Origin of the sequence: Pseudomonas fakonensis (genome assembly GCF_019139895.1) — a bacterium.
GTDB classification, from domain to species: domain Bacteria; phylum Pseudomonadota; class Gammaproteobacteria; order Pseudomonadales; family Pseudomonadaceae; genus Aquipseudomonas; species Aquipseudomonas fakonensis.
In genome coordinates this window covers 3,339,827-3,366,305 of sequence record NZ_CP077076.1, presented here as the reverse complement: position 1 = coordinate 3,366,305, position 26,479 = coordinate 3,339,827, and the positions used below count along the sequence as shown (strand labels likewise).

The window sequence follows — 26,479 nt, the reverse complement described above, 5'->3', positions numbered from 1 at the left end:
CAGTGGGTTGTCTCTACTCTGTGCGCGGGGCCCTGGCAGAAGTTCCCAAGCTTACCGGCCCACGCAAATAGATGGAACGATTGGCGCACGCTGCCTTCAAATACTGGCTAAATGCCCTGCCAGTACCGCCAAAGCTGGTTAAACTCGCTGTATTCACCGGCCGGTGTGGCGCAGGGCGATTCACACAAGACGTAGCCGCCAACACTGTTCATGGACTTTCTCGCTCGGGCCTCAATCCAATGATTCAAGCAGCCTCGATGGATCAACGCAGCTTTCGCAAGCTGCTCAGCCGCAACGTCGGCCTGCCCCTGGGAGTGGGGCTTCTGGGGGCCGTGGCCTTTGTCGCGGTGATCAACTACCTGCTGTCGGCCATGCAGTGGGTCGAGCACACCGACCGGGTAATCGGCAATGCCAACGAGACGGTCAAGCTGTCGATCGACATGGAAACCGGCATGCGCGGCTTCCTGCTGACCGGCGATGAGCGCTTCCTCGACCCCTACGAGGTGGCCAAGCCGCGCATTTTCAGCAGCCTCGACAGCCTGCGCGAGCTGGTCATCGACAACCCCAACCAGGTCGACCGCATCGACCGCCTGGTGGCCCTGCAGCGTGCCTGGAACGAGTTCGGCAGCGAAATGATCGGCCTGCGCCGATCCCAGAGCGGCTACCAGGAGGCCATCGGCAACGGCCGCGGCAAGCGCATCACCGACGAGATCCGCAAGGAGTTCGACGCCTTCATCGGTACTGAGCAGCAGCTGCGCATGGCGCGCAATGAAACGGTCAGCACGGTTACCGTTACTGCCATCACCGTGTTCGTGCTGTTCATCGTCACCCTCAGCGCATTGCTGGCCTACCTGGGCCGGCGCGACCTGCTGTCGCTGTCCAACAGCTACGTCGACAACCTGCAGGCCCAGCAACGCGCCGCCGAGCGCCTGGAGCACCAGGCCTGGCTGCGCGCCGGGCAGACCCAGCTGGCAGAGCAGGTACTGGGCCAGCTGACCCTGCCGATGCTCGGCGACAACATCCTGCGGTTTTTTGCAGGTTACTTGGGCAGTGTGGTCGGTGCCCTGTATGTGCACGATGAACACGGCAAGCTGGTGCGGGTGGCCAGCTACGGCCTGGACACCGAGCATCAGGCTCGCGAGCAGAAGCTGGGCGAGCATGCCGGCCTGTTGGGCCAGGCCGCCATCCAGGGCCGCCTGCTGCGCCTGGACGACCTGCCCGAAGACTACTACCGCCTGAGCTCGGGCCTGGGCAGCGGGCTGCCGCGCAGCGGTTTGCTGGTGCCGGCCAAAGAAGACGGGCGCATCAATGGCGTGCTCGAACTGGGCTTTTTGCGCCCGCTGCAGGAGCGTGATGTCGAGTTGATGGAGCGTGTGGCCGAGAACGTGGGCCTGTCCATCGAGAGCGCGCGCTACCGCCAGCGCCTGCAAGAGGTGCTGGCCGAAACCCAGCAGCTCAACGAAGAGTTGCAGGTACAGCAGGAAGAGCTCAAGACCGCCAACGAAGAGCTTGAAGAGCAGTCCCGGGTGCTCAAGGAGTCCCAGGCCTACCTGGAAACCCAACAGGCCGAGCTTGAGCAGACCAACGAGCAACTGGCCGAGCGCACTGACGCCCTGGACCGCAAGAACAGCGAGCTGAACAACGCCCAGGTGGAGCTGCAGGCCCGCGCCGACGACCTGCAGCGCTCCAGCAAGTACAAGTCCGAGTTCCTCGCCAACATGTCCCACGAGCTGCGCACGCCGCTCAACAGCTCGCTGATCCTGGCCAAGCTTTTGGCTGAAAACGGCGAGGGCAACCTCAGCGCCGAGCAGGTCAAGTTCGCCGAGTCGATCTACTCGGCCGGCAACGACCTACTCAACCTGATCAACGACATTCTCGACATCGCCAAGGTCGAGGCCGGCAAGCTTGAGGTACGCCCCGAAACCACGCCGCTGGAGCGCCTGGTAGCAGGGCTGCAGGGCATGTTCCTGCCGCTGGCCCAGGACAAGGGCCTGGACTTTGCCGTGCAGCTGGAGCACCCGCTGCCGGCCACCCTGTACACCGACCGCCAGCGCCTGGAGCAGATCCTCAAGAACCTGTTGTCCAATGCCATCAAGTTCACCGAGCGCGGCCAGGTCAGCCTGCACATCAGCCACCAGGTGGGCCATGGCATCGTCTTCGCCGTGCGCGACACCGGTATCGGCATTGCCGCCGACCAGCACCAGGCGGTGTTCGGCGCCTTCCACCAGGTGGACGGCACCAGCAACCGGCGCTACGGCGGCACCGGCCTTGGGCTGTCGATTTCCCGCGACCTGGCGCACCTGTTGGGCGGGCAGATCAGCGTCGACAGCAGCCCAGGCCAGGGCAGCGTGTTCAGCCTGATCCTGCCCGAGCGCTACGAGGCCGGCGGCGAAGCCACCGAGGTGCTCAGCCTGCGCCCGGCAGTGGACACCCTGCCGCCAGCGCCCAAGGTCGCCGCCCCGGCACGCCACGAGCGGCCGGCCCCGACGTTCACCGACGACCGCGAGCTGGCGCCGTTCAGCAACCGCTGCATCCTGGTGATCGAGGACGAGCCCAACTTCGCCCGCATTCTGTTCGACCTGGCCCACGAGCTGGGCTACAGCTGCCTGGTGGCCCAGGCCGCCGACGAGGGCTTCGAGCTGGCTGCGCAGTACCTGCCCGATGCCATTCTGCTGGACATGCGCCTGCCCGACCATTCCGGTTTGACCGTGCTGCAGCGCCTGAAAGAGCAGGCCGGCACCCGGCACATTCCGGTGCATATCATTTCGGTGGAGGACCGCGTCGAGGCGGCCATGCACATGGGCGCTGTGGGCTATGCGGTCAAACCCACCAGCCGCGAGGAGCTCAAGGAGGTGTTCGCGCGCCTTGAGGCCAAGCTCACGCAGAAGCTCAAGCACATCCTGCTGGTGGAGGACGACGACCTGCAGCGCGAGAGCATCGCCCGCCTGATCGGCGACGACGACGTCGAGATCACCGCCGTGGCCATGGCCCAGGACGCCCTGGAGCTTTTGCGCGACAACATCTACGACTGCATGATCATCGACCTCAAGCTGCCCGACATGCTCGGCAACGAGCTGCTCAAGCGCATGACCGCCGAGGACATCCGCAGCTTCCCGCCGGTGATCGTCTACACCGGGCGTAACCTCACCCGCGAAGAAGAAGCCGACCTGCTCAAGTACTCGCGCTCGATCATCATCAAGGGCGCGCGCTCGCCCGAGCGCCTGCTCGACGAGGTCACACTGTTTTTGCACAAGGTCGAGGCACAGCTGTCCAACGAACGCCAGCGCATGCTCAAGACCGCGCGCAGCCGCGACAAGGTGTTCGAAGGGCGCAAGATCCTGCTGGTGGACGACGATGTGCGCAACATCTTCGCCCTCACCAGTGCCCTGGAGCACAAGGGCGCCATCGTCGAGATCGGCCGCAACGGGCGCGAGGCCATCGAGGCACTGGAAGCCAACGATGACATTGACCTGGTGCTGATGGACGTGATGATGCCGGAAATGGACGGCTACGAGGCCACCCGGCTGATCCGCCAGCAGCCGCGCTGGCGCAAGCTGCCGATCATCGCCGTCACCGCCAAGGCGATGAAGGACGACCAGCAGCGCTGCCTGCAGGCCGGCGCCAACGACTACCTGGCCAAACCGATCGACCTGGACCGCCTGTTCTCGTTGATTCGCGTGTGGCTGCCGCAATTGGAGCGAATTTGACATCTTGACCAGTGAACGCAACACCGACATCGAGATCCGCTTGCTGATCGAGGCCATCTACCTCAAGTACAGCTACGACTTTCGCGACTACTCCGGCGCTTCGATCAAGCGCCGGATCCTGCACGCGCTGCGCCAGTTCGACTGTCGCACGGTGACCGCGCTGCAGGAGCGTGTACTGCACGACCCGGGCATGTTCATGGAGCTGCTGCAGTACCTGACGATCCCGGTCAGCGAGATGTTCCGCGACCCCGGGCATTTTCTGGCACTGCGCGAGGAAGTGGTGCCACTGCTGCGCACCTGGCCGTCGATCAAGGTGTGGATCGCCGGCTGCAGCACCGGCGAAGAGGTGTACTCCATGGCCATTCTGCTGCGTGAGGAAGGGCTGCTGGAGCGCACCATCATCTACGCCACCGACATCAACCCGCATTCGCTGGAGCGCGCCAAACAAGGCATCTATTCGATGCAGAGCATGCGCGAGTACGAAGACAACTACCGCAAGGCCGGCGGGCGCCGGGATTTTACCGAGTACTACACCGCCGCCTACGGCAACGCCATCATGGACAGCAGCCTGCGCGACAACGTGACCTTCGCCGACCACAGCCTGGCCACCGACAGCGTGTTCTCCGAAACCCAGCTGGTGTCGTGCCGCAACGTGCTCATCTACTTCAACAAGAACCTGCAGGACCGCGCCCTGGGGCTGTTCCACGAGTCGCTGTGCCACCGCGGCTTTCTGGTGTTGGGCAGCAAGGAATCGGTGGACTTTTCGGCCTACGGCGAGCGCTTCGAGCCGCTGGTCAAGCCCGAACGGATCTACCGCAAATCATGAGCGGCCTGCGCGCAGTGGTCATCGGCGCCTCGGCAGGCGGCGTTACCGCGCTGTTCAGCGTGCTCGGCGCGCTGCCCGACAGTTTCAGGCTGCCGGTGTTGTGCGTGCTGCACCTGCCCGACCACCGCCACAGCCAGCTGGCCGAGGTGCTGCAGCGCCGCCTGCAGCGCCCGGTGCGCGAAGCGCAGGACAAGGCACGTATCGAGGACGGCGTGGTCTATGTGGCCGGGCCTGGTTATCACCTGTCGGTGGAGCGGGACCTCACCCTTTCGCTCAGCCAGGAGGAACCGGTGCATTTCTCGCGCCCGGCCATCGATTACCTGTTCGAGTCGGCTGCCGACGCCTATGCCACCGGCCTGCTCGGCATACTGCTGACCGGGGCCAACGAAGACGGCGCCCGGGGCCTTTTGCATATCAAACAAAACGGGGGCCGGACCGTGGTCCAGGACCCCCGTGACGCACAGGTCGCGCTGATGCCGGAGGCCGCGCTGGCCCTGCACAATCCCGACCATATTCTTTCCCTGAGCGGTATCGGGCAGTTGCTCGCCACCTTGGAACCCAGTGCATGCCAAGCCAAACAATCGCCAAACTGCTGATCGTCGACGACCTGCCGGAGAACCTGCTGGCCCTCGACGCCCTGATCCAGGGCCCGGACCGCGAGGTGCACCCGGCCCAGTCGGCGGAACAGGCGCTGTCGCTATTGCTCGAACACGAGTTCGCCCTGGCCATTCTCGATGTGCAGATGCCGGGCATGAACGGTTTCGAGCTGGCCGAGCTGATGCGCGGCATGGAAAAGACCCGCAGTATCCCCATCGTCTTCGTCAGCGCCGCCGGGCGCGAGATGAACTATGCGTTCAAGGGATACGAAAGCGGCGCGGTGGACTTTTTGCACAAGCCGCTGGACACCCTGGCGGTGAAGAGCAAAGTGTCGGTGTTCGTCGACCTTTTCTGCCAGCGCAAGGCCCTCGATCGTCAGTTGCAGGCGCTGGAAAGCAGCCGCGCCGAGCAGGAGCAGTTGCTGGCCCAGTTGCAGGTGGCGCGCGGCGAACTGGAGCGCGCGGTGCGCATGCGCGACGATTTCATGTCGATCGTCTCCCACGAGGTGCGCACACCGCTCAACGGCTTGATCCTCGAAGCCCAGCTGCGGCGCATGCACCTGAACCGCGGCAACCTGGCAGCGTTCAGTGAAGACAAGCTCAAGGCCATGGTCGAGCGTGACGAACGGCAGATCAACAGCCTGATCCGCCTGGTCGAGGACATGCTCGACGTATCGCGCATCCGCACCGGCAAGCTGTCGATCCGGCCCAAGGGCTTCGACCTGGGCGTTCTGGTCAAGGGCCTGGTGGAGAACTTCGCCGCCCAGGCCGGTGCGCTGGACACCCATATCGAACTGGAGCGCTGCCAGGCGCTGCAAGGGGAGTGGGACGAGTTTCGCATCGAGCAGGTGTTGGCCAACCTGCTGTCCAATGCCTTGCGCTACGGCGAGCGCAAGCCGGTGCGGGTGCGGGTGTTCGAGGACGGCGCCATGGCCTGTGTGCAGGTACAGGATGCCGGTATCGGCATCGACAGCCAGAACCAGCGGCGCATCTTCCAGCAGTTCGAGCGCGTCGCTGCCCAGCAGGCCAGTGGCGGGTTGGGGTTGGGGCTGTATATTTCCGAGCAGATCGTGCTGGCCCATGGTGGGCGTATCGAAGTGCACAGCGCTGTGGGGCAGGGTGCCACGTTCAGCGTGTACCTGCCGCTGCCGGTGGTGTTGCAACAAAGCGACCAGACGCAGGCAACCTCTGCGTAGGCCTGGGGTCTGATAGCCATCCTGTTGAATTTGAAGGCGTTGTCATGAGTGAAGATGCACAAGATGTGGTGTTGGTGGTCGAGGACGAACCGGCCATTCGCATGATCCTGCGCGATTACCTGGCCGGTGAGGGCTACCACGTGCTGGTGGCCGAGGACGGCGAAGAGGCGTTCGCGATCCTGGCCAGCAAGCCGCACCTGGACCTGATGGTCACCGATTTTCGCCTGCCGGGCGGCATCTCCGGGGTGGAGATTGCCGAGCCTGCGGTGAAGCTGCGCCCGGATTTGAAAGTGATCTTCATCAGCGGCTACCCGGCCGAGATCCTCGAGTCCGGCAGCCCCATCGCCCGCCGCGCGCCGATCCTGGCCAAGCCGTTCGACCTCGACACCCTGCACGAGCAGATCCAGGCGTTGCTGCGCTGAAGGGGCGGCCTGTACGTAACCTGTAGGAGCGGCCTTGTGTTGCGAAAGGGCCGCAAAGCGGCCCCGGCGATCTTGCATGATGCGCAAACCCTGGGGCTGCTTTGCAGCCCTTTCGCAACACAAGGCCGCTCCTACAGGGAGTTTTCCTGCCGGCCTAGGCCACCCGCTCCAGCACATCCAGCAACTCGACGAACTCCTGCGTCAGCCGGTGCTTTGGCGCCAGGTGCACCAGCGGCACCGCCGCCTCGTGCGACTCGCGCATCTTGATCGAACTGCTCAGGTACACCGGCAGCACTGGCAGCCCCTCGCCACGCAACTGCTCCACCAGGGTCTGGTGCAGGGCGGTGCGGCCGGCGAACTGGTTCACCACCACCCCTTCAACCTGCAATGCCGCGTTATGGTCCTGGCGCAGTTCTTCCACCTCGGCCATCACCGCATGCAGCGCCTGGCGCGAGAAGCTGTCGCAGTCGTAGGGAATCAGCAGCCGTTCGGCCGCCACCAGCGCGCTGAAGGTGTAGAAGTTCAGCGCCGGCGGGGTGTCGATGTAGATCCGCTCGTAGTCCGCCGACAGCTCCACCAGCAGCTTGCGCAGCTTGTTGATCTTGTACTTGCTTTCCAGCTTGCCCTGCAGGTCGGCAAGGTCGGGGCTGGCGGTGATCAGGTGCAGGTTGGCGTAACGGGTTTCGGTGATCGCCACGCGGTGCTTCTTGCCGGTGGCCGGGTTGGGGGCCAGGGTCTGGCGGAAGAAGTCGGCAATACCGGACGGTATCGCCTCACCGGTGAAGCCGGTGAGGTAGTAGGTGGCGTTGGCCTGCGGGTCGAGGTCTACCAGCAGTGTGCGATAGCCCTCGGCGGCACTGGCAGCTGCAAGGTTGCAGGCGATACTGGACTTGCCGACACCACCTTTCTGGTTGAACACGACGCGACGCATGGTTTGCTCATCCCTGATGAAAAATGTCAGATCGGGGTCAATCCTATGACCACAACATGACAGTTTTAAGACAGGACTTGTTACAAGTCGTGCGCAGGTGCCGTGCCAGAGCGTTTTTGCTCTATGCTCGCGGTTTCATTCAGTGCAAGGAGGCCGCCATGGGCATGCGAGGCAAGGACCGCCAGGTCGACAACATCGAGTTCAACGTGGCTGATATCGCCCGTAGCAAGGCGTTCTACGGCCAGGTATTCGGCTGGGCCTTCACTGACTACGGGCCGACCTACAGCGAATTCAGCGACGGCCGCCTCACCGGCGGGTTCACCACCGGCGAGCCAGTACGGCCAGGCGGGCCGCTGATCATTGTGTATGCCGACGACCTGGCTGCAACCCAGCGCCGCGTCGAAGCGGCAGGGGCGCGCATCAGCCGGGCGGTGTTCGCCTTCCCGGGTGGGCGGCGTTTTCACTTCATCGACCCGGACGGTTATGAGCTGGCGGTGTGGTCGGCAGACTGACCGTTCAACTGCCGCCGCCGACTCCGCCCGAGCTACCGCCGCTGCCACCCGTGCCGCCGGACGAGCCGGGTGTAGAGGGTGTGCCGCGCCCGGTACCGGGGTTGCCGGCATCCGGTGCGCTGCGGCTGCCGCCTGGGTTGCCGACATCGGGTGTGGTGCGCCCGGTGCCCGGGTTGCCAACGCCGTTGCGGCTATCGTCGCCGCTGCCCATGCCGTCACCCGGCACGCCCGAGCCGCTGGGGCCATTGCGGTCGATGGTGCCGGTGCCGGGCAGTTGCTGGCTGGGCACGCGGTTGTTGTCGTTCATGTCGGTCGCCGCCAGGGCGAGCGGGGCGCTGGCACCCAGGCACAGGGCCAGGCACAGGCTGTGAAGGTGTTGGCGTTTCATGGTGTTCTCCGATACAGGTGATTACCTAAGTTGTGGCAAGTCACCCTGAACCGGGGTGCCCCCGCCGCGACGGGCGGCAGGCTGGGTCAGCGGGGTTGTTCCATGTTCTCAAGCTCGATGTTCACTTCACGCATGCGCTGCTCGACGATGGCCTGCACCTTCGGGTCGTTGGCGCTTTCGCGCATCAGCCCGGTGAGCTTCTCGCCCAGGCGTTTGCCTTCGTCGGTGTCTTCAAGTGCCTTGGCCTTGGCCGGGTCGCGGGTGGCTTCGATGATCAGGGCGAACTCCTGGTCGTTGAAGTTCTTCTCGCTGTACAGGCGGTACAGGTCCTGGCGCTGGTCCTCGACGGTGAGGTGTTTGCGCAGCACTTCGCGAATCTGCTCTTCCGGCACCTGGCGGTGGGTCATGGCCAGCAGTTTGGCCATGCGTTCGATGTTGTGGTCGTAGGCTTCCTGCAACGGCAGGCTGGCGACGATCTGTTGTTCGCGGCTGGGTTTCTGGTCGCAGGCGGTCAGGGCGGTGAGCAGCAGCAGGGGCAGCAGGTGTTTACGCAGAACAAGCATGGGGTAGGGGCCTTGGGCACGGTTCAGGTCGGGGAGTGTACTGCAAGCGCCAAGCCCCTGGCTCAACTTGATAGACAAAGCCCTGAGGCGCTGGCCGCGAGCACCTTGATCCACGACTTGTCGATGGCCGATTCCCCCGACTACCCCACCTGGCGCGCAGCGTGATGGTGCGTGACGACCTGGCGGCCGGGCGGCTGATCCACCCGTTCGCCGACAAGGGCCTGGACTGCCCGCTGACCCAGGCCTACTACGTGGTGTATCGCCCGGAATGCGCGGCACTGCCCAAGGTCAAGGCGTTGCGCCAGTGGCTGCACGACGAGGCCCGCGCTACACCAGCAGCGCCGACCAGGCCGACACCAGCAGCACCCCCGCCAGGCTCTGGTTGAACAGCCGCAGTGCCCTGGACGAGCGTAGCCAGCGGGCGCTGCCGGCCCCCAGCAAGGCCCACACCGCCATGCACGGCACCGCCACCAGCAGAAACACCAGCGCCAGGTGCCACACCGGCAGCAGCGGGGTGGCGAACACGCCGATCACCGCCACCGCCATCAGCCACACCTTGGGGTTGACCAGTTGCAAGGTGGCCGCGCTCCAGGCGCTGAAGCCACCGGCATTACCCGCCTGCAGCGGCTCACCGGCGGCGCGCAGCATGCGCCAGGCCAGCCAGCTGAGCCACAGCACCCCGGCCCAGCTCATCAGTTGCTGGGCCAGCGGGTGACGCAGCAGCACTTCGCCCAGGCCCAACCCCACCAGCAGCACGATGGCCGCCGCCGCGCCGCAGGCCGCCAGCATCGGCGCCAGGCTGGCACGCAGGCCGTGGTGAGCGCCCTGGGCGAGGATCAGCAGGTTGGTCGGCCCGGGGCTGATGCTCGAGGCAAGGGCGAACAGCAAAAAGGGCAGCAAGGTGTGCGACATGGTCAAGGCTCCGATGGATCGAAGCGCCATGTTGGCCGTTGCCTGCGCTTCAGTCTGGAAGGTTTGAGCAGCGTCTGCGGTAGTCCGCCGGGGTCAGCCGGAACGCCCGGCGGAACCAGCGCCCCAGGTGGCTCTGGTCGGCAAAGCCCAGGGCCATGGCCACCTGCGACGGCGTCTGGCCGCGGGCCAGCAACTGCCGCGCCCGGGCCAGGCGCAACTGGATCAGGTAGGCGTGCGGTGCCAGCCCGAACGCAGCTTTGAAAGCCCGGGTCAGGCGAAAGCGGTCGACGCCGCACACTCGCGCCAGGTCTTCCAGGCCGATGTCCTGGTCCAGGTGCGCATGCAGGTAGTCGCGGGCTACCTGGGCGGTCAGCGGCAGGCGCGGGTCCGGGTCCAGGCGCTTGCGCCACTGCAGGTGGCCGGTGAGGCAGGCCAGCAGGTCGTCCAGCGCGGTCTGGCGGACGATGCGCAGCTCCTGCTGGTGCACCGACTGGAAGGCGCGCACCGTCGCCCCGGCCAGCCGGGCATCGCAGTGCAGGGTGGCGGCGAAGCTGGGCAACGCGCCTGACGGGGCGTGCTCGAACAGCGCGCGCAGTTCGGCCTCCAGCCATTGGGCGTCGAGGTACAGGGTGGAGTAGGTGAAGCCTTCGTCGGTGGGCGCCAGGCCGTCGTGCAAGTCGCCCGGCTCGAGCAAGAACACCTGGCCGGGCGTGCTCTGGTGGCGCACCCGGCGGCAGTTGAACTGTTGCACGCCTTGTTCGGTGACACCGACCAGGAAACTGTCGTGCCAGTGCGGGTCGTAGGCGTGGCCGGTGAAATGCGCGCGGACCGACTCGATGCCGGTGTCGGCGTCCTGTCTGAGGTCGATCCAGTGGCTCATGGGGGCGGGTATCTTGGGTGGAAAGTCCCTACCTTACCCCAGCTTTGCGGGCAGGTCTGGAACGAATGTGCAGGCCGACGGGAATCTGTGAGTGAACGCCGCGCGGCGTGGCACGGGCTTGGCCCGCTCCTACAGGGATCGTGCCAAACCCGAACCCGGCGCGCTACCTGTAGGAGCCGGCTTGCCGGCGATCACCGGCGCAGCCGGTGCCATACACCGGGTCAAACGCTAAACCAAAGGGCTGCTCAGAACCGCAGGTCCATCGCCACTTCGAAGGTCCGCGGCGCACCCATGTAGTACTGGGTGTTGTAGGCCTGCTTGGCATACACCTGGTCGGTCAGGTTGCGCACCCGCGCGGTGAGCGTGGTGTGGCTGTCCAGGCGGTAGCGGGCAAAGGCGCCAAACAGGGTATAGGCCGGGGCTTTCAGGGTGTTGGCGTTGTCGGCGTAGACCGAGTCGACGTAGCGCGCATCGACCCCGGTCGACCAGTCAGTCGTGAAGCTGTAGGTCAGCCACAGGTTGCCGACGTTGGCCGGCACGTTCACCGGCGCATTGCCCTTGCGCGACACCGACACGCCGTTGACTGCCTCGCTGAAGGCATCGTAGCGGGCCTGGACATAGGCATAGTTGGCCTCGGCCAGCAGCTTTGGCGTGACCTGCAGGCGCCCGGCCAGTTCGATACCGCGCGAAGTCTGCTGGCCGGCCTGCACGCTCTGGTTGGGGTTATTGGAGTCGGCCACGGCAAAGTCCTTGCGCACGATGCGGTACACCGCGACGGTGCCCGCGCCCCGGCCGTCGAGGAAGTCGAACTTGCTGCCGGCCTCCCACTGCTCGCCCTTGGACAAATCGAACAGGCCGACGTTGGAGTAGGTGGCCGCCGCCAGGGAGCCGGCGGGCAGGTCGGCGGCGGTGCTGTACTGCACATACAGGCTGGCCGACGGGGTGAGCGCGTAGGTCAGGCCCGCGCGCCCGGACAGCGGCTCCCAGCGCCGTTCGAAGTAGGCAGGTGCCGTGGCGCTGACGGGGCCGTAATTGGTCACCTGCATGTCCAGGTAGTCGTAGCGCAGTGCGGTAAGCAGGGCCAGGCGGTCGGTCAGCTCCACGCGGTGCTCGGCGAACAGTGCACGGTTGGTGGTTTCGTGGCGGCGCTGCTTGTTCAGGCCGCCGTTCACCCCGGGGATGTCGTCGATGCTGCCGGGGTCGAAGTGTTCGGGGTCCACCGTGTCGCTCCAGCTGCCGGAGGTGGGGTAGAGGCTCTGGCGCATATGCGACCAGTCCAGCCCCAGTGACCATTGGTTGGCCAGGCCGAACAGCTGGTTGTCGTGGCGCAGCTCGATGCGCTCGCCCAGCACGCTCTGCTGGTGGCGTTGCAGGTAGGGGCCGGAGCGCACCACGTCACCTGCGCCGTTGTAGCGGTAGCGTTCGAGGTTGCGGTAGTCGCGCTGGGCCTCGTACTGGTACAGCGTGCTGTGCAGGCTGGTGCTGTCGCTGACCTGGTAGTCGAGCATCGAGCGCAGCCAGCGCACACGCTGTTCATAGCGCCCGTCGGCGACGTTGTAGTTCTCGAAGCGCCGGCTTTTGTCGATCTTCATGGTGCTGCGCCCGGGCAGGATGGGTGAGCCCCAGTAGGGGCTGTCTTCCCGGTCCTCCTGATACTCGATGGCCAGGGTGTGGGTGAGCGCCGGTGTGAGGTCGCTGAGCAGCGAAAAGGCCAGGGTGTCACTGCTGCGCCGGTTGCGGTCGATATAACCGTCGCCCTGGTTGTGGCTGAAGTCCAGGCGGGCGAAATGGCGCGCATCGGCGGGGTTGCTGGCCAATGCCTGGTTGATGCCGAAGGCGTATTCACTGTCGTCGTAGCTGGCGTAACGCAGGCGTGCGTCGACGGTTTGCGTGTCGCGGTTGGCGAGCTTGCTGATGTAGTTGATCGAGCCGCCGACGGCACCGGCGCCGTGCAGGAACGACGACGGCCCGCCCAGCAGTTCGACGCGGTCGATCACCCAGGCGTCCACCGGCCGGGTGGCGCTGCTGTAGCCAAGGTTGATGCCGTTGTACAGCTGGGTCACCTGGTTCTGGGTGAAGCCGCGGTAGGTGACGAAGCCGCCGTAGCCGGGGTTGGCCGAGGCGTTGACGCCGGTCATGGCGTTGATGATGTCCTGGGTGTCCTTGGCATCGCGCTGCTCGATCACGCGGCGGTCCGAGACGCTGACCGAAGCGGGTGTCTGGCGGGCGCTCAGGCCCAGCCGCGAGCCGGTTTCGATCGGCGTGTCCAACTGCACGCCGGAGGGCGCTTCGCGTTCACCGTCGACGGTGGTGGCGGTCAGTTCGACTGGGGCGCTTTGCGCCCAGGCACAGCTGCAGGTGGCGCTCATCATGAGCACCAGGGAGGTGTTGCGGATCATCGTGCGGGTTCCACGCAAGGGTTAGGGCAAGCCTGGCCCTGGCGCGCAGAGGCACCTGCCGGGGTCAGGCCAGGGTGTGTGCAGCGGGGAACCGGAGGGGTGGTGCGCGGGGATTGATGCTATGGCGCAGGTAGCGTGGCGGGGGTTGTGCCCAGCTGCGCGCGACGATCGGGCCAGGGGCTTTGCCGCGGGCCGGCAGGGGCGGCCAGCCGTGGCTGGCAAGGGGCACGGCCAGGGCGAACGAGGAGCACACCGGGCAGTCGAGCTGAGCCATGTGCTGGTCGCTGCCGCTGGGGGCCAGGTCGATTGCGCTCGGCCCGTGGCTGCTGTCGAGTGCGCAGAAACCGACTTGCAGGCCAGACAGGCTCAGGCCGGACATCTGGCCGTGGTGCAGGCCGCACAGCATCAGGCTGAACAGCACGCTGGCGTATAGCGCCCAGGCGGTCAGCGTGCGGGTTTGGCGGGTGGGTTTCATGGCCGGGGAATCTAGCATTTGGCCACGCCGGGGGCTGGTGTGGTGGATTGTCGCAGGGCTTTGCTGTTGGGCCCGCACGAAATGAAAAGCCCACACTGCATATGTGATCGTACAACCGCATGCGCTATGATGACGCCTGTCTATCACTACCAAATGTACAGGGCATGACAGAGCAGCAGGCACAGCCACGCACCCGCCGCAAACCCCGCAGCCTGGCGCAGGAACTGGTCACGGTGCTGACCGAACGCATCCGCAGCGGCCAGCTCAAGCGCGGCGACAAGCTCCCGACCGAATCGCAGATCATGCTCGAGGAGGGCGTCAGCCGCACCGTGGTGCGCGAGGCCATCTCGCGCCTGCAGGCCGCAGGCCAGGTAGAAACCCGCCACGGCATCGGCACCTTCGTGCTGGACGCGCCGTCCACCGGCGGTTTTCGTATCGACCCGGCGACCATCGTCACCCTGCGCGAGGTGTTGTCGGTGCTGGAGCTGCGCATCGCCCTGGAAATCGAATCGGCAGGCCTTGCCGCACTGCGTCGCGACGACGAGCAGTTGGCCGGCATGCGCGCGGCGCTGGATGAGCTCAACGAGGGCGCGGCCCATGCCTCGGACGCGGTGTCGGCGGACTTCCAGTTCCACCTGCGCATCGCCCAGGCCAGTGGCAACCACTACTTCGCCGATATCATCCACCACCTGGGCACCAGCATCATCCCGCGCACCCGGCTCAATTCGGCGCGCCTGGCCCATGATGACCAGGCCCACTACATGGGCCGGCTGATGCACGAGCACGAAGCGATCTTCGAAGCCATTGCCCGGCGTGACAGCGAAGGGGCGAAAATGGCCATGCGCCTGCACCTGAGCAACAGCCGCGAGCGCCTGCGCCAGGCCCATGAAGAGGCCGAGGCGCAGGGCGTCTGACACCTGCGCCGGCCTCTTCGCGGGTAAACCCGCTCCCACATTGATCGCACGGTCTTCAAACCTGCGCTGTACCTGTAGGAGCCGGCTTGCCGGCGATAGCGGCGGGCCTGGCAACCAATCTCCCAGGCTTTGTGCAGAGGCTTAAGGCCTCATCGCCGGCAAGCCGGCTCCTACAGGTGAAATGACAGCCATGAAAAAGCCCCGCAATTGCGGGGCTTTTTCATATCAAGGCACTCAGAGCGCCTTGTCGCTCCACTGGCCGTTCACCAGGCGGCGCAGCCCCAGCGGGTTGCCGTCGCGCAGGGCCTCAGGCAGCAGCGCCTGCGGGTAGTTCTGGTAGCACACCGGGCGCAGGAAGCGGTCGATGGCCAGGGTGCCCACCGAGGTGCCGCGGGCATCGGAGGTGGCCGGGTACGGGCCGCCGTGGACCATCGCGTCGCACACCTCGACACCGGTCGGGTAGCCGTTGACCAGAATGCGCCCGACTTTCTCCTCCAGCAGCGGCACCAGCCAGGCGAAGGCTTCGAAGTCCTCGGCCTCGCCGATCAGCGTGGCGGTCAGCTGGCCGCGCAGGCCCAGCAGGGCATCACGCAGTTGCGCGTTGTCCTGCACTTCAACGGCCACGGTGGCCGGGCCGAACACTTCTTCCTGCAGCAGCGGGTCGGCGTTCACCAGCAGGCTGGCATCGGCTTTGAACAGCTGGGCGCGGGCCTGGCTGCCCTCCTGAGCCTGGCCGGCCAGGTGCTGGATGCCGGCGTGGGCACCCAGGTGCTCCAGGCCGCCAACGTAGCTGCGCAGGCCGCCGGCGTTGAGCATGGTCTGCCCGGCCTGCTGGTCGAGGTGCTGGCCCAGTTCGCCCAGCAGTTGAGTAAAGGCCGGCGACTGCAGGCCGATGACCATGCCCGGGTTGGTGCAGAACTGCCCGGCACCCATGCACACCGAGCCCGCCAGCTCACGGGCGATGGCTTCGCCGCGCTTGGCCAGGGCGCCCGGCAGCACGATCACCGGGTTGATGCTGGACATCTCGGCGAACACCGGGATCGGTTGCGGGCGCTCGGCGGCCATGCGGCACAGGGCGTCGCCACCTTTGAGCGAACCGGTGAAGCCCACGGCCTGGATGGCCGGGTGCTTGACCAGCCACTCGCCCACGCCACCGCCGAACACCATGTTGAACACGGCCTTGGGCATGCCGGTACGCTCGGCGGCGCGCACGATGGCGCAGCCCACCAGGTCGGCGGTGGCCATGTGGCCGCTGTGGGCCTTGAACACCACCGGGCAACCGGCGGCCAGGGCAGCGGCGGTGTCACCGCCGGCGGTGGAGAAGGCCAGCGGGAAGTTGCTGGCACCGAACACGGCTACCGGGCCGACGCCGATGCGCATCTGGCGCAGGTCTACGCGTGGCAGCGGTTGACGATCTGGCAGGGCCAGGTCGATGCGCGCACCGAGGTAATCGCCGCGGCGCAGTACCTGGGCGAACAGGCGCATCTGGCCGCTGGTGCGGCCGCGCTCGCCCTGGATGCGCGCAGCAGGCAGGGCGGTTTCGCGGCAGACGATGGTGACGAAGCTGTCGTCCAGCTCGTCCAGTTCGGCGGCGATGGCTTCGAGGAATTCGGCGCGCCGCGCCGGGGCCAGCTGGCGGAACTCGGCGAAGGCGCCGGCAGCAGCCTTGGCGGCCTGGTCGACTTCCTGCTCGGTGGCTTGCACGAAGCTGTAGGGCAGGGCCTCGCCAGTGGTGGCGTCCAGGCTCTGCAGGCGCTGTGGGCCGGCGGCGCTGCGCTGGCCTGCGATGAAGTTGTGGCCGAGGATGTCAGGCATGGGGTGCTCCTGTGGGGGAAGGGGTGTGGTTGAGGGCCCTATCGCCGGCAAGCCGGCTCCTGCAGGTTGAATGCGATCCCTGTAGGAGCCGGCTTGCCGGCGATGGGGCATCAGGTAATGGGTGCCGGGTTGAACAGGGTGATGTCGTTGTGCAGCCCGTGCTTTTCGGCCCAGGTCTGCTTGCGGCCGCTGGCCACGTCCAGATAGTAGTGGAACAGCTCCCAGCCCAGCTCTTCGATGCTCGAGCGGCCGCTGGCGATGCGCCCGGCGTCGATGTCGATCAGGTCAGGCCAGCGCTGGGCCAGCTCGGTGCGGGTGCACACCTTGACCACCGGCGCCATGGCCAGGCCATACGGGGTGCCACGGCCCGTGGTGAACACGTGCAGGTTCATGCCGGCCGCCAGTTGCAGGGTGCCGCAGACGAAGTCGCTGGCCGGCGTTGCGCAGAAGATCAGGCCCTTGTGGCTGACCCGCTCGCCTGGGCCGACCACGCCCTGGATGGCGCCGCTGCCGGACTTGACGATCGACCCCAAGGATTTTTCGACGATGTTCGACAAGCCGCCTTTCTTGTTGCCGGGGGTGGTGTTGGCGCTGCGGTCGGCGGCGCCTTGTTGCAGGTAGCGGTCGTACCAGTCCATCTCGCGCACCAGCGCTTCGGCCACTTCCGGGGTTTCGGCGCGGGAGGTGAGCATGTAGATGGCGTCGCGCACCTCGGTCACTTCCGAGAACAATACGGTGGCGCCGGCACGCACCAGCAGGTCGGCGGCATAGCCCAGCGCCGGGTTGGCGGTGATGCCGCTGAAGGCGTCGCTGCCGCCGCACTGCATGCCCAAAATCAGCTCGCTGGCCGGTACGGTTTCACGGCGGCGCTGGTCGAGCTTCTTCAGCCGGGTTTCGGCCAGTTGCATGATCTGCTCGATCATTTCGACGAAGCCCAGCGAGGCGTCCTGCAGGCGGTACAGCCAGGGCTCGCTGAGGTCGACCGACAGGTCGCCCTCGTGCATCACCTGGCCGGCCTGCAGCTTCTCGCAGCCCAGGCTGATGACCAGGGCTTCGCCGCCCAGGTTGGGGTTGCGCGCCAGGTTGCGCACGGTACGGATCGGGATGTACGCGTCGCGGGCGTTGATCGCCACGCCGCAGCCGTAGCTGTGGGTGAGGGCGACCACGTCGTCGACGTTGGGGTATTTGGGCAGCAGTTCGCTGCGGATGCGCTTGACCGCGTGGTCGAGCACGCCGGTGACGCATTGCACGGTGGTGGTGATGCCGAGGATATTGCGGGTACCCACGGTGCCGTCGGCGTTGCGGTAACCCTCGAAGGTGAAGCCTTCGAGCGGCGGCAGGGCAGCGGGCACGGCATCGCAGCGCGGCAGGCTGTCGAGCTCGGGGGCGGCCGGCATGTCCAGCTGATCTTCCTTGACCCAGCTGCCCTGGCGCAGCAGTTCGCGGGCGTACCCGATGACCTGGCCGTAACGGCGCACCGGGGCACCGGGTTGAATGTCGACAGTGGCTACCTTGTGGCTTTGCGGTACGCCTTCGACCAGGGTCAGGCCGTCGGCGAAGCGGGCGCCTTCGCCCAGGCCGCCATCGTTGACCACCACCACGACATTGTCATCATCGTGCAGGCGGACGTAGCGGGGCGACTCGGAATGTTCGATCAACTGCATGGTCAGGCCCTTCTTGTCATTTCTTTCAGGCTTTTATACGGCCACCGGCGCCGGGGTGAGCGGCGCCGGGGTATTTCGATTACTGGCGCGAACCTGCCAGTTCAGCGTTTGGGGCAGCGTCCTGCTTTGGGTCGTCTTTGAGCTCGATACGCTTGATCGGGCCGACGATCACCAGGTAGCTGAACACCGCCACCAGGGCGTTGGCGCCTACATACACCAGGGCCCACTTGAACGAACCGGTGGCGCTGATGATGTAGCCGATGACGATCGGCGTGGTGATCGAGGCGATGTTGCCGAAGGTGTTGAACAGGCCGCCCGACAGGCCGGCGATCTGCTTGGGCGAGGTATCGGCCACCACGGCCCAGCCGAGGGCGCCGATGCCCTTGCCGAAGAATGCCAGGGTCATGAAGCCTACGACCATCCATTCAGCGTCGACATAGTTGCAGAACACCATGGTGGTGGACAGCAACAGGCCGCAGACGATCGGCAGCTTGCGCGAGAAGGTCAGCGAGTTGCCGCGGCGCAGCAGCCAGTCGGAGATCACCCCGCCCAGCACGCCGCCGATGAAGCCGCAGATGGCCGGCAGCGAGGCGATGAAGCCTGCTTTGAGGATGGTCATGCCGCGTTCCTGCACCAGGTACACCGGGAACCAGGTGAGGAAGAAGTAGGTGATGGCGTTGATGCAGTACTGGCCCAGGTACACGCCCAGCAGCATGCGGCTGGTCAGCAGTTGCTTGATGTAACCCCATTTCGGGCCATCGTTGCCACGCTTCTGGTCCATGTCCACCAGGCCGCCGTTCTGCTCGATGTGCTGCAGCTCATCGGCGCTGATGCGCGGGTGCTGGCGCGGGTTGTAGATGGTCTTCATCCACACCGCCGAGAACACGATGCCCAGCGCGCCCATCACCACGAACACGTGCTCCCAGCCGAAGCTGAACACGATCCAGCCCATGATCGGGGCGAACAGGGCAGTGGCGAAGTATTGCGCCGAGTTGAAGATCGCCGAGGCGGTGCCGCGCTCTTGCGTGGGGAACCAGGCTGCGACGATCCGGGCATTGCCGGGGAACGACGGGGCTTCGGCGAAACCGACCAGAAAGCGCAGGGTGAACAGGGTGACGACTGCCCAGGCCACCGGCAGCCCACCGACGAAACCTTGCAGCAGGGTGAACAGCGACCAGGTGAAGATGCTGAAGGCGTAGACGTTTTTCGAGCCGAAACGGTCGAGCAGCCAGCCGCCGGGGATTTGCCCGGCCACGTAGGCCCAGCCGAATGCGGAGAAGATGTAGCCGAGGGTGACGGCGTCGATGCCAAGGTCTTTTTGCAGGCTGGAGCCGGCAATGGCGATGGTGGCGCGGTCTGCGTAGTTGATGGTGGTCACCAGGAACAGCATCAACAGAATCAGGTAGCGCACATGCGTTTTTTTCGCTTGCATGCTGGTAACTCCCACTAGTTATTTTTTTTGCGGGCTTGCTGTGTATTGTCAGCGCCAGGGCAGGGCGCGGGAACCGCTTCGCGGCCCATCGCAGGCAGGTACCAGCGCCCACACATGAAGGTGGCGCGCCATCCCTGGCTGCGATGGACCGCTCGGCGGGTCCTGGGTGTTACAGGCCTTGCGGGCCCATTTTGTCCATCAGCGCGGCGAGCATCTCGTACTCTTGTGCGGTCAGGTCGGTCAGCGGGGTACGCACCGGGCCTGCATCGTAACCGGCAATCTTGGCGCCGGCCTTGACGATGCTCACGGCATAGCCGGCCTTGCGGTTACGGATGTCCAGGTACGGCAGGAAGAAATCGTCGATCAGCTTGCCTACGGTTGCGTGATCGTCGCGGGCGATGGCGTGGTAGAAGTCCATCGCGGTCTTGGGTACGAAGTTGAACACCGCCGAGGAGTACACCGGTACACCGAGGGCTTTGTAGGCAGCAGCATACACCTCGGCGGTAGGCAGGCCACCCAGGTAGCTGAAACGATCACCCAGGCGGCGACGGATCGACACCATCAGCTCGATGTCACCCAGGCCGTCCTTGTAGCCGATCAGGTTCGGGCAGCGCTCGGCGAGTTTTTCCAGCAGGTCGGCGTTCAGGCGGCAGACGTTGCGGTTGTACACCACCACGCCGATGTTGACCGACTTGCACACCGCTTCGACGTGGGCGGCAACACCGTCCTGGCTGGCTTCGGTCAAGTAATGCGGCAGCAGCAGCAGGCCCTTGGCGCCCAGGCGCTCGGCTTCTTGTGCGTACTCGATGGCCTGGCGGGTGGAGCCGCCGACGCCGGCGAGGATCGGTACCGAGGTGGCGCAGGTGTCGACCGCGGTCTTGATCACTTGGCTGTACTCGCTGGCGGCCAGGGAGAAGAACTCACCGGTGCCGCCAGCGGCGAACAGGGCGCTGGCGCCGTAAGGGGCGAGCCATTCCAGGCGCTTGATGTAGCCTGCCTGGTTGAAATCGCCCTGGGCATTGAAGTCGGTGACCGGGAAGGACAGCAGGCCGTGGGAGAGGATGGATTTCAGTTCTTGTGGAGTCATTGTTGTTGGCATCCTGTGGCGCTTGGGTGAAGGGTGTTGTTCTGCGTTGGAGGTAAGTTATCGTACAACTTGTACGATGACTAGCCCCTGTGAGCAGAAATTTTCAGGGGTGGGGGTGGGCAGGCCTGGCTTTATCGCCGGCAAGCCGGCTCCTACAGGGTACGTGCAGCCCTTGTAGGATCCGGCTAGCCGGCGATAAGGCCAGAATAGGCGCAAGAAAAATGACGACTGGTTAAGTCATCGTATCTCTGTGTGCGGCGGGGGAAGGAAAAAAGATCGCGGAGACAGGCGCAAGCCCGCCGCCCGCAGCCACGGGAGGTGTTCTGGGACCAGCAGAGGGTGACCGTGGTAACGGGGGCGACCTTGCGCCGCCCCGCGATCAAAGCTCGGCTTTGTACGAAAAGTGCCTGCGCGACGATCATGCTGCGTTGAAAACAGGCTGGTGCGCCAGCCCGGTCGGAATGCTCATTGACAACCAGTCAACTCCGCTTCCTCGCCTGTTTTCGCCTTGCCTGATCGCCGCTCGGCGACTTTTCGTACAAACCCTAACGAAGCTTCAGACGATCAAGCAGCCTGATGGCGCTTGACCTGGGATTTGCGAACCTGGGCGCGGCATGCGTCGCCGAAGGCCTGGAACATCTTGATCGAGTCGGGGTTCTTCGCCGCCTGCCACTCCGGGTGCCACTGCACCGCGAACAGGAAGGGCGAAATGCTCGGGGCGTGGATCGCCTCGACCAGGCCGTCTTCGGCGTGGGCGATCGCCTCGATGCCGGCACCCAGCTTGCGCAGGCCCTGGCCGTGCAGCGAGTTGACGCGGATCTCGTCGGTGCCCAGCGCGTCGCGCAGCCAACTGCCTGGCTTGATCTTCACCCCATGCACCTGGGCGTACTGCACCTCGACCGGGTCTTCGGGGTTTTCGCGGTGGTCGTTGAAACCAGGCTCGGCGTAGACCTTCTGGTAGATGTCGCCGCCCAGCGCCACGTTGATTTCCTGCATGCCGCGGCAGATGCCGAAGATCGGCAGGCCACGCTTGAGGGCAGCCTTGACCAGCGGGATGTCGAACAGGTCGCGGTTCTGGTCCTGGCCTTTGCCGGGTGTCTGGTTTTCCTGGCCATACAGGGCCGGGTCGATATTGCTGCCAGCGCCGGTGAGGTACACGCCGTCGGCCATGTCCAGGTAGGTTTCCAGGTCGTCAGTGCCGCAGCAGGTGGGCACCAGCACCGGAACGCAATCGGAGAACTCGACCAGCGGGGTGATGTATTTGTGGGTCATGACTTGATAGTCATGGCCTTTGCGCTCCTGGCTGCCCATGGTCATCAGGACGACGGGTTTGCGCAGGGTGGGTTGTTTGCTGCCAATGTTGCTGTTGGACATATGTCACCTTGGGACAGGTCATGCCTGTCGTTGTTGTGCAGGCGCACGGCCGGGGCCATGGGTGCAGCCTGGAGCCCCGAGCACTGCCGGCTCGCCTTTGCGGCGATTCCGGTCGGGGCCTTGGCTCTAGATTGCCAGAGCCGTTCGATATGTCAAACGAGTGGCAGTGGGGTTGGGCGCCGGTTTTCGGGGGCTTGGGGCGTTCGGCGCCTTTGCCGACAAGGGTTTGGCAGGAGGTCGGGTCAATAATATTTAACGACGCAGTCGGGTCTTTGCGTGGCTGCAATGAAGCGCCGCTTTTGCCTCATCGTCGGCAAGCCGGCTCCTGCAGGTTGGCGCGCACCCCTGTAGGAGCCGGCTTGCCGGCGATGAGGCCCGTGAGGCTCATGCAAACCGAGCAGGGCTGAAGGGCGCCGGGTCAGTAAAGGTCTGCTCCCCGGTAATCATCTCTGCCAGCAACCGCCCGCTCACCGGCCCCAGGGTGAGCCCATGGTGTGCATGCCCGAAGTTGAACCACAACCCGGCATGGCGCGGCGCCGGGCCGATCACCGGGCGCATGTCCGGCAGGCACGGGCGCCGGCCCAGCCAGGGCTGGTCGTCCAGGCGCTCACCCAGGGCGGGGAACAGCTGCCGGGCCAAAGCTTCGCAGCGCTTGAGCTGAACCTGGTTGCCCGGCGCATCGCTGGCTGCGAACTCGATACCCGTGGTCAGGCGCACCCCGCGGGCCATGGGTGCCAGCACATAGCCAGCCTGCGGGTCGCATACCGAATGCTTCAGCTCGCTACCCCCGGTGGTGGCGTAGTGCATGTGGTAGCCACGCTTGATCCCCAGCGGGAAGCGGTAGCCCAGCGGCGCGAACAGCTCGGCGGACTGCGGCCCCAGGCAGGCCACTACCTCCTGGGCCAGCAGCGGGCCGCGCTGGGTGCTCACCAGCCAGCCGCCCTCGACCGCTTGCAAGCTGCGGGCATCGCCATGCAGAAACTGCCCGCCGCGCTGCACGAACAGCGCGGCGTAGCCACGGGTCAGGGCGCCGGGGTCGCGCACGCTCTTCGGGTCGAGCCAGTGGATGCCACCGATGCCGCCGTCCAGCCCCTGTTCCCGCGCCTGCAACTGCTCGCGCTCGAGCATTTCGTAGCGCAGGCCATGCCGGGCCAGCGCCAGGGCTTCCTGTTTGGCCTGGGCGAACAGCGCGGCATCGCGGTACACCTCGATCCAGCCGTTGGCGCTTACCAGGTGTTGCAACCCGGCAGCCTCGATCAACGGGTCATGTTCCTCCACGCAGCGCTGCACCAGGGGCAGCAGGTCAGCGGCCGCCCGGGCAAGCTTCGCGGGTGCCGACTGTTGCCAGTAGTTCAGCAGCCAGGGCGCGGCCTTGGGCAGGTGGGCGACGCTGTAGCGCACCGCACTCTGGCGGTTCAGGCCATAGCGCAGCAGGGTGCGCAGCTCGCGCGGGAAGGCATAGGGCACCACGCTTGAGCGCTCGATCAGCCCGGCGTTGCCATGGCTGGTGCCGCTGCCCGGCGCATCGCGGTCGATCAGGGTTACCTGGCGCCCGCGGGCCTGCAGTTGCAGGGCGGTGCTGACGCCGACGATACCGGCGCCGAGGACGAGGGTCTGGCATTGCGAGAATGGCTGCATGGAGCACCTTGTGATGATTGGTGTGGGCCTGCGCCGGGACACTTTGACAGATGGCAGGTATTCGCGGGACATTCCTGTGCGTTGCTCTGTAGCCGATCCAATACCAATAAAGGAGCTCCAGATGTCCGCACCTTCCGCCAGCCCCCTTGTGCGCCTGCCGTTCGCCGAGTTGCAGGGGCTGTTGCAGGTAATCTTTCAACGCCATGGTTGTAGTGAAGGGGTGGCCGGCGTGCTCGCCCACAACTGCGCCAGCGCCCAGCGCGACGGTGCCCACAGCCATGGTGTGTTCCGCATTCCCGGTTACGTATCGACCCTGGCCAGTGGCTGGGTGGACGGCAAGGCTGCGCCGCAGGTCTGCGATGTGGCGTCGGGCTATGTACGGGTGGATGCTGCCGGCGGCTTCGCCCAGCCAGCCCTGGCAGCAGCACGCGAGCAACTGGTCCGCAAGGCGCGCCAGGCGGGTATCGCCGTGTTGGCGATCCACAACTCGCACCACTTCGCCGCGCTGTGGCCGGATGTCGAGCCTTTCGCCGACGAGGGCCTGGTGGCCCTGAGTGTGGTCAACAGCATGACCTGTGTGGTGCCCCATGGTGCGCGCCAGCCGCTGTTCGGCACCAACCCCATCGCCTTCGCCGCGCCCTGCGCCGGGCATGACCCGATCGTCTTCGACATGGCCACCAGCGCCATGGCCCATGGCGACGTGCAGATCGCCGCGCGTGCCGGGCAGCGTTTGCCCGAAGGCATGGGCGTGGATGCCCAGGGCCTGCCGACCACCGACCCGCAGGCCATTCTGCAGGGCGGCGCACTGTTGCCGTTCGGCGGGCACAAGGGCTCGGCGCTGTCGATGATGGTCGAGCTGCTGGCTGCGGCGCTGACCGGCGGCAATTTCTCCTGGGAGTTCGACTGGGCCAGCCACCCGGGGGCCAAGACCCCGTGGACCGGGCAACTGATCATCGTCATCGACCCGGGCAAGGCCGAAGGCCAGCGCTTCACCCAGCGCAGCCGGGAGCTTGTGGAGCAGATGCAGGCGGCGGGGCTTAGCCGTATGCCTGGCGAGCGGCGTTACCGCGAGCGCGAAGTGGCATTGCGCGAGGGCGTGGCGCTGACTGTGCAGGAGCTGGCTGGACTGCAGGAATTGGCGGGCTGGCAGGCCTGAACCCACCGCTATCGCGGGGATCACCTGGCCCTCTGGGTTGTGCCGTACCTGTAGGAGCCGGCTTGCCGGCGATCACCGGCAACGCCGGTGCCATGCTTCGCCTGTCAGGGCCCTATCGCCGGCAAGCCGGCTCCTACAGGGTATTGCACCCGCGCATCCGGCACCTTGCACATTCAATGATGTTCCTGCGCCGCCACTGCGGGTATTCTCTGTGCACGCTTTCCCGAACTGTCCTGATTTCCAAGGAGCTGCACGCTGTGTTCAAACATGTCGATGCCTATGCCGGCGACCCGATCCTTTCGCTGATGGAAACCTTCAAGGCCGACCCGCGCGCCGACAAGGTCAACCTGAGTATCGGCCTGTACTACGACGAAGCCGGCGTGGTGCCGCAATTGGCAGCGGTCGATGCGGTGGAAAAACGCATCGCCGGCCAGCCCCACGAAGCTTCGCTGTACCTGCCCATGGAAGGCCTGGCCGCCTACCGCCAGGCCATCCAGGCGCTGCTGTTCGGCAGCGACCACCCGGCCGTGGCCGATGGCCGCGTGGCCACCGTGCAAACCGTCGGCGGCTCCGGCGCGCTGAAAGTCGGTGCAGACTTCCTCAAGCGCTATTTCGCAGGCTCCGAAGTCTGGGTCAGCAACCCGACCTGGGACAACCACCGCGCCATCTTCGAAGGCGCCGGCTTCAAGGTGCACAGCTACCCGTACTTCGACGATGCCACCCGCGGTGTCGACTTTGCCGGCATGCTTGCCACCCTGAACACCCTGGCGGCCAACAGCATCGTGCTGCTGCACCCGTGCTGCCACAACCCAACCGGTGTCGACCTCAGCCAGAACCAGTGGCAGCAGGTGGTCGAGGTGGTCAAGGCACGCCAGCTGATCCCGTTCCTCGACATCGCCTACCAGGGCTTCGGTGAAGGCCTGGTCGAAGACGCCTTTGCCATCCGCGAAATGGCCCGTGCCGGCGTACCGTGCCTGGTCAGCAACTCGTTCTCGAAAATCTTCTCGCTGTACGGCGAACGGGTAGGGGGGCTGTCGGTGGTCTGCGACGACGCCGCCACCGCCGTCAGCGTGCTCGGCCAGCTCAAGGCCACCGTGCGCCGCAACTACTCCAGCCCCCCCGCGTTCGGCGCGCAACTGGTGGCCGGGGTGCTCGGCGATGCTGCTCTCAATGCCCAGTGGGCGGCTGAGGTGGAGGTGATGCGCAAGCGTATCCTCGACATGCGCCAGGGCCTGGTCGACCTGCTCGGCGAACTGCTGCCGGGCCAGGACTTCCAGTTCTTCCTGCGCCAGCGCGGCATGTTCAGCTACACAGGCTTCAGCGTCGAGCAGGTGCGCCGCCTGCGTGACGAGTTCGGCGTGTACCTGATCGACAGCGGCCGGGTGTGCATGTCTGGCCTGCGCCCGGCCAACCTGCGCCAGGTGGCCGAGGCCTTTGCGGCGGTGCACAAGGGCTGAGCCCTGAGCTGACCGACAGGCCATATCGCGGGGCAAGCCCGCTCCCACTCTGCTCCTGTTCTCAGGGGTGGCGTGGGAGCGGGCTTGCCCCGCGATTGTTTTTGCAGCTTGATAATCAGACTTCTTGTACAGACA

Annotated in this window: 23 protein-coding genes; 10 read left to right on the top strand and 13 right to left on the bottom strand. The window is 65.7% G+C overall.

Annotation, left to right across the window (positions count from 1 at the left end; translation table 11 throughout):
- Window positions 1–239: 239 nt before the first annotated feature.
- The 5 genes from KSS94_RS14855 to KSS94_RS14835 are packed head-to-tail and all read left to right on the top strand — an operon-like array spanning window position 240 to window position 6,747.
- A complete protein-coding gene (locus KSS94_RS14855; RefSeq protein WP_217838856.1) occupies window positions 240–3,707 on the top strand; it encodes a response regulator in 3,468 nt (1,155 codons plus the stop codon).
- A gap of 4 nt (window positions 3,708–3,711) precedes the next feature.
- Complete coding sequence (locus KSS94_RS14850; protein ID WP_217838855.1) at window positions 3,712–4,533, top strand: CheR family methyltransferase; 822 nt, start codon at window positions 3,712–3,714, stop codon at window positions 4,531–4,533.
- Entirely contained in the window at window positions 4,530–5,129 is a 600-nt protein-coding gene (locus tag KSS94_RS14845; protein ID WP_217838854.1) for a chemotaxis protein CheB, read from the top strand. The genes KSS94_RS14850 and KSS94_RS14845 overlap by 4 nt, the downstream gene beginning before the upstream one ends.
- Window positions 5,099–6,325: a hybrid sensor histidine kinase/response regulator gene (locus KSS94_RS14840; protein ID WP_217838853.1), complete on the top strand. Its 1,227-nt coding sequence runs from the start codon at window positions 5,099–5,101 to the stop codon at window positions 6,323–6,325. The genes KSS94_RS14845 and KSS94_RS14840 overlap by 31 nt, the downstream gene beginning before the upstream one ends.
- A 44-nt stretch (window positions 6,326–6,369) precedes the next feature.
- Window positions 6,370–6,747, top strand: a complete 378-nt coding sequence (locus KSS94_RS14835; protein ID WP_217838852.1) for a response regulator — start codon at window positions 6,370–6,372, stop codon at window positions 6,745–6,747.
- A gap of 154 nt (window positions 6,748–6,901) precedes the next feature.
- On the opposite strand, the gene KSS94_RS14830 is transcribed toward KSS94_RS14835, so the two are convergent.
- Window positions 6,902–7,678 (bottom strand): ParA family protein, encoded by a 777-nt coding sequence (locus tag KSS94_RS14830; RefSeq protein ID WP_217838851.1) that lies wholly within the window; start codon window positions 7,676–7,678, stop codon window positions 6,902–6,904.
- A 158-nt stretch (window positions 7,679–7,836) separates the two neighbouring features.
- On the opposite strand from KSS94_RS14830, the gene KSS94_RS14825 reads away from it, so the two are divergent.
- Window positions 7,837–8,190 (top strand): VOC family protein, encoded by a 354-nt coding sequence (locus KSS94_RS14825; protein ID WP_217838850.1) that lies wholly within the window; start codon window positions 7,837–7,839, stop codon window positions 8,188–8,190.
- A gap of 4 nt (window positions 8,191–8,194) precedes the next feature.
- Here KSS94_RS14825 and KSS94_RS14820 read toward each other — a convergent pair whose 3' ends face one another.
- Window positions 8,195–8,578, bottom strand: coding sequence for a hypothetical protein (locus tag KSS94_RS14820; RefSeq protein ID WP_217838849.1), 384 nt, complete (start codon window positions 8,576–8,578; stop codon window positions 8,195–8,197).
- 86 nt (window positions 8,579–8,664) lie between these two features.
- The gene (locus KSS94_RS14815; RefSeq protein ID WP_217838848.1) at window positions 8,665–9,141 is read right to left on the bottom strand and encodes a hypothetical protein; all 477 of its coding nucleotides are present in this window, start codon (window positions 9,139–9,141) and stop codon (window positions 8,665–8,667) included.
- Window positions 9,142–9,302: 161 nt separating this feature from the next.
- Here KSS94_RS14815 and KSS94_RS14810 point away from each other — a divergent pair, with 161 nt between their 5' ends.
- The gene (locus tag KSS94_RS14810; protein WP_367617160.1) at window positions 9,303–9,527 is read left to right on the top strand and encodes a type 2 periplasmic-binding domain-containing protein; all 225 of its coding nucleotides are present in this window, start codon (window positions 9,303–9,305) and stop codon (window positions 9,525–9,527) included.
- Here the strand turns inward: KSS94_RS14810 and KSS94_RS14805 are convergent.
- The 4 genes from KSS94_RS14805 to KSS94_RS14790 all read right to left on the bottom strand — a co-directional run bounded on the left by KSS94_RS14805 (window position 9,469) and on the right by KSS94_RS14790 (window position 13,807).
- On the bottom strand, window positions 9,469–10,053 hold the full coding sequence (locus tag KSS94_RS14805) for a LysE family translocator (RefSeq protein WP_217838847.1): 585 nt from the start codon (window positions 10,051–10,053) through the stop codon (window positions 9,469–9,471). The genes KSS94_RS14810 and KSS94_RS14805 overlap by 59 nt on opposite strands.
- Before the next feature lie 49 nt (window positions 10,054–10,102).
- Window positions 10,103–10,933, bottom strand: a complete 831-nt coding sequence (locus KSS94_RS14800; protein ID WP_217838846.1) for an AraC family transcriptional regulator — start codon at window positions 10,931–10,933, stop codon at window positions 10,103–10,105.
- Window positions 10,934–11,178: 245 nt separating this feature from the next.
- Window positions 11,179–13,332, bottom strand: a complete 2,154-nt coding sequence (locus KSS94_RS14795; RefSeq protein WP_217838845.1) for a TonB-dependent receptor — start codon at window positions 13,330–13,332, stop codon at window positions 11,179–11,181.
- Between the two features lie 64 nt (window positions 13,333–13,396).
- Window positions 13,397–13,807: a DUF2946 family protein gene (locus tag KSS94_RS14790; protein WP_217838844.1), complete on the bottom strand. Its 411-nt coding sequence runs from the start codon at window positions 13,805–13,807 to the stop codon at window positions 13,397–13,399.
- A gap of 164 nt (window positions 13,808–13,971) precedes the next feature.
- Between KSS94_RS14790 and KSS94_RS14785 the strand changes: the two genes are divergently transcribed.
- A complete protein-coding gene (locus KSS94_RS14785) occupies window positions 13,972–14,721 on the top strand; it encodes a FadR/GntR family transcriptional regulator (RefSeq protein ID WP_217838843.1) in 750 nt (249 codons plus the stop codon).
- Window positions 14,722–14,955: 234 nt separating this feature from the next.
- Here KSS94_RS14785 and KSS94_RS14780 read toward each other — a convergent pair whose 3' ends face one another.
- The 6 genes from KSS94_RS14780 to KSS94_RS14755 form a co-directional block, all read right to left on the bottom strand.
- Window positions 14,956–16,536, bottom strand: a complete 1,581-nt coding sequence (locus KSS94_RS14780; RefSeq protein ID WP_217838842.1) for an aldehyde dehydrogenase (NADP(+)) — start codon at window positions 16,534–16,536, stop codon at window positions 14,956–14,958.
- A 110-nt stretch (window positions 16,537–16,646) separates the two neighbouring features.
- Complete coding sequence (gene garD, locus KSS94_RS14775; RefSeq protein WP_217838841.1) at window positions 16,647–18,200, bottom strand: galactarate dehydratase; 1,554 nt, start codon at window positions 18,198–18,200, stop codon at window positions 16,647–16,649.
- Window positions 18,201–18,279: 79 nt separating this feature from the next.
- Window positions 18,280–19,632 (bottom strand): MFS transporter, encoded by a 1,353-nt coding sequence (locus KSS94_RS14770; protein ID WP_217838840.1) that lies wholly within the window; start codon window positions 19,630–19,632, stop codon window positions 18,280–18,282.
- A gap of 169 nt (window positions 19,633–19,801) precedes the next feature.
- A complete protein-coding gene (kdgD, locus tag KSS94_RS14765) occupies window positions 19,802–20,719 on the bottom strand; it encodes a 5-dehydro-4-deoxyglucarate dehydratase (RefSeq protein WP_217838839.1) in 918 nt (305 codons plus the stop codon).
- Between the two features lie 564 nt (window positions 20,720–21,283).
- Window positions 21,284–22,093 (bottom strand): gamma-glutamyl-gamma-aminobutyrate hydrolase family protein, encoded by an 810-nt coding sequence (locus KSS94_RS14760; protein WP_217838838.1) that lies wholly within the window; start codon window positions 22,091–22,093, stop codon window positions 21,284–21,286.
- Between the two features lie 384 nt (window positions 22,094–22,477).
- Complete coding sequence (locus KSS94_RS14755; protein ID WP_217838837.1) at window positions 22,478–23,731, bottom strand: NAD(P)/FAD-dependent oxidoreductase; 1,254 nt, start codon at window positions 23,729–23,731, stop codon at window positions 22,478–22,480.
- Between the two features lie 121 nt (window positions 23,732–23,852).
- Here KSS94_RS14755 and KSS94_RS14750 point away from each other — a divergent pair, with 121 nt between their 5' ends.
- On the top strand, window positions 23,853–24,887 hold the full coding sequence (locus KSS94_RS14750; RefSeq protein ID WP_217838836.1) for an Ldh family oxidoreductase: 1,035 nt from the start codon (window positions 23,853–23,855) through the stop codon (window positions 24,885–24,887).
- A gap of 257 nt (window positions 24,888–25,144) precedes the next feature.
- Window positions 25,145–26,344: an amino acid aminotransferase gene (locus tag KSS94_RS14745; RefSeq protein ID WP_217838835.1), complete on the top strand. Its 1,200-nt coding sequence runs from the start codon at window positions 25,145–25,147 to the stop codon at window positions 26,342–26,344.
- Window positions 26,345–26,479 lie beyond the last annotated feature (135 nt).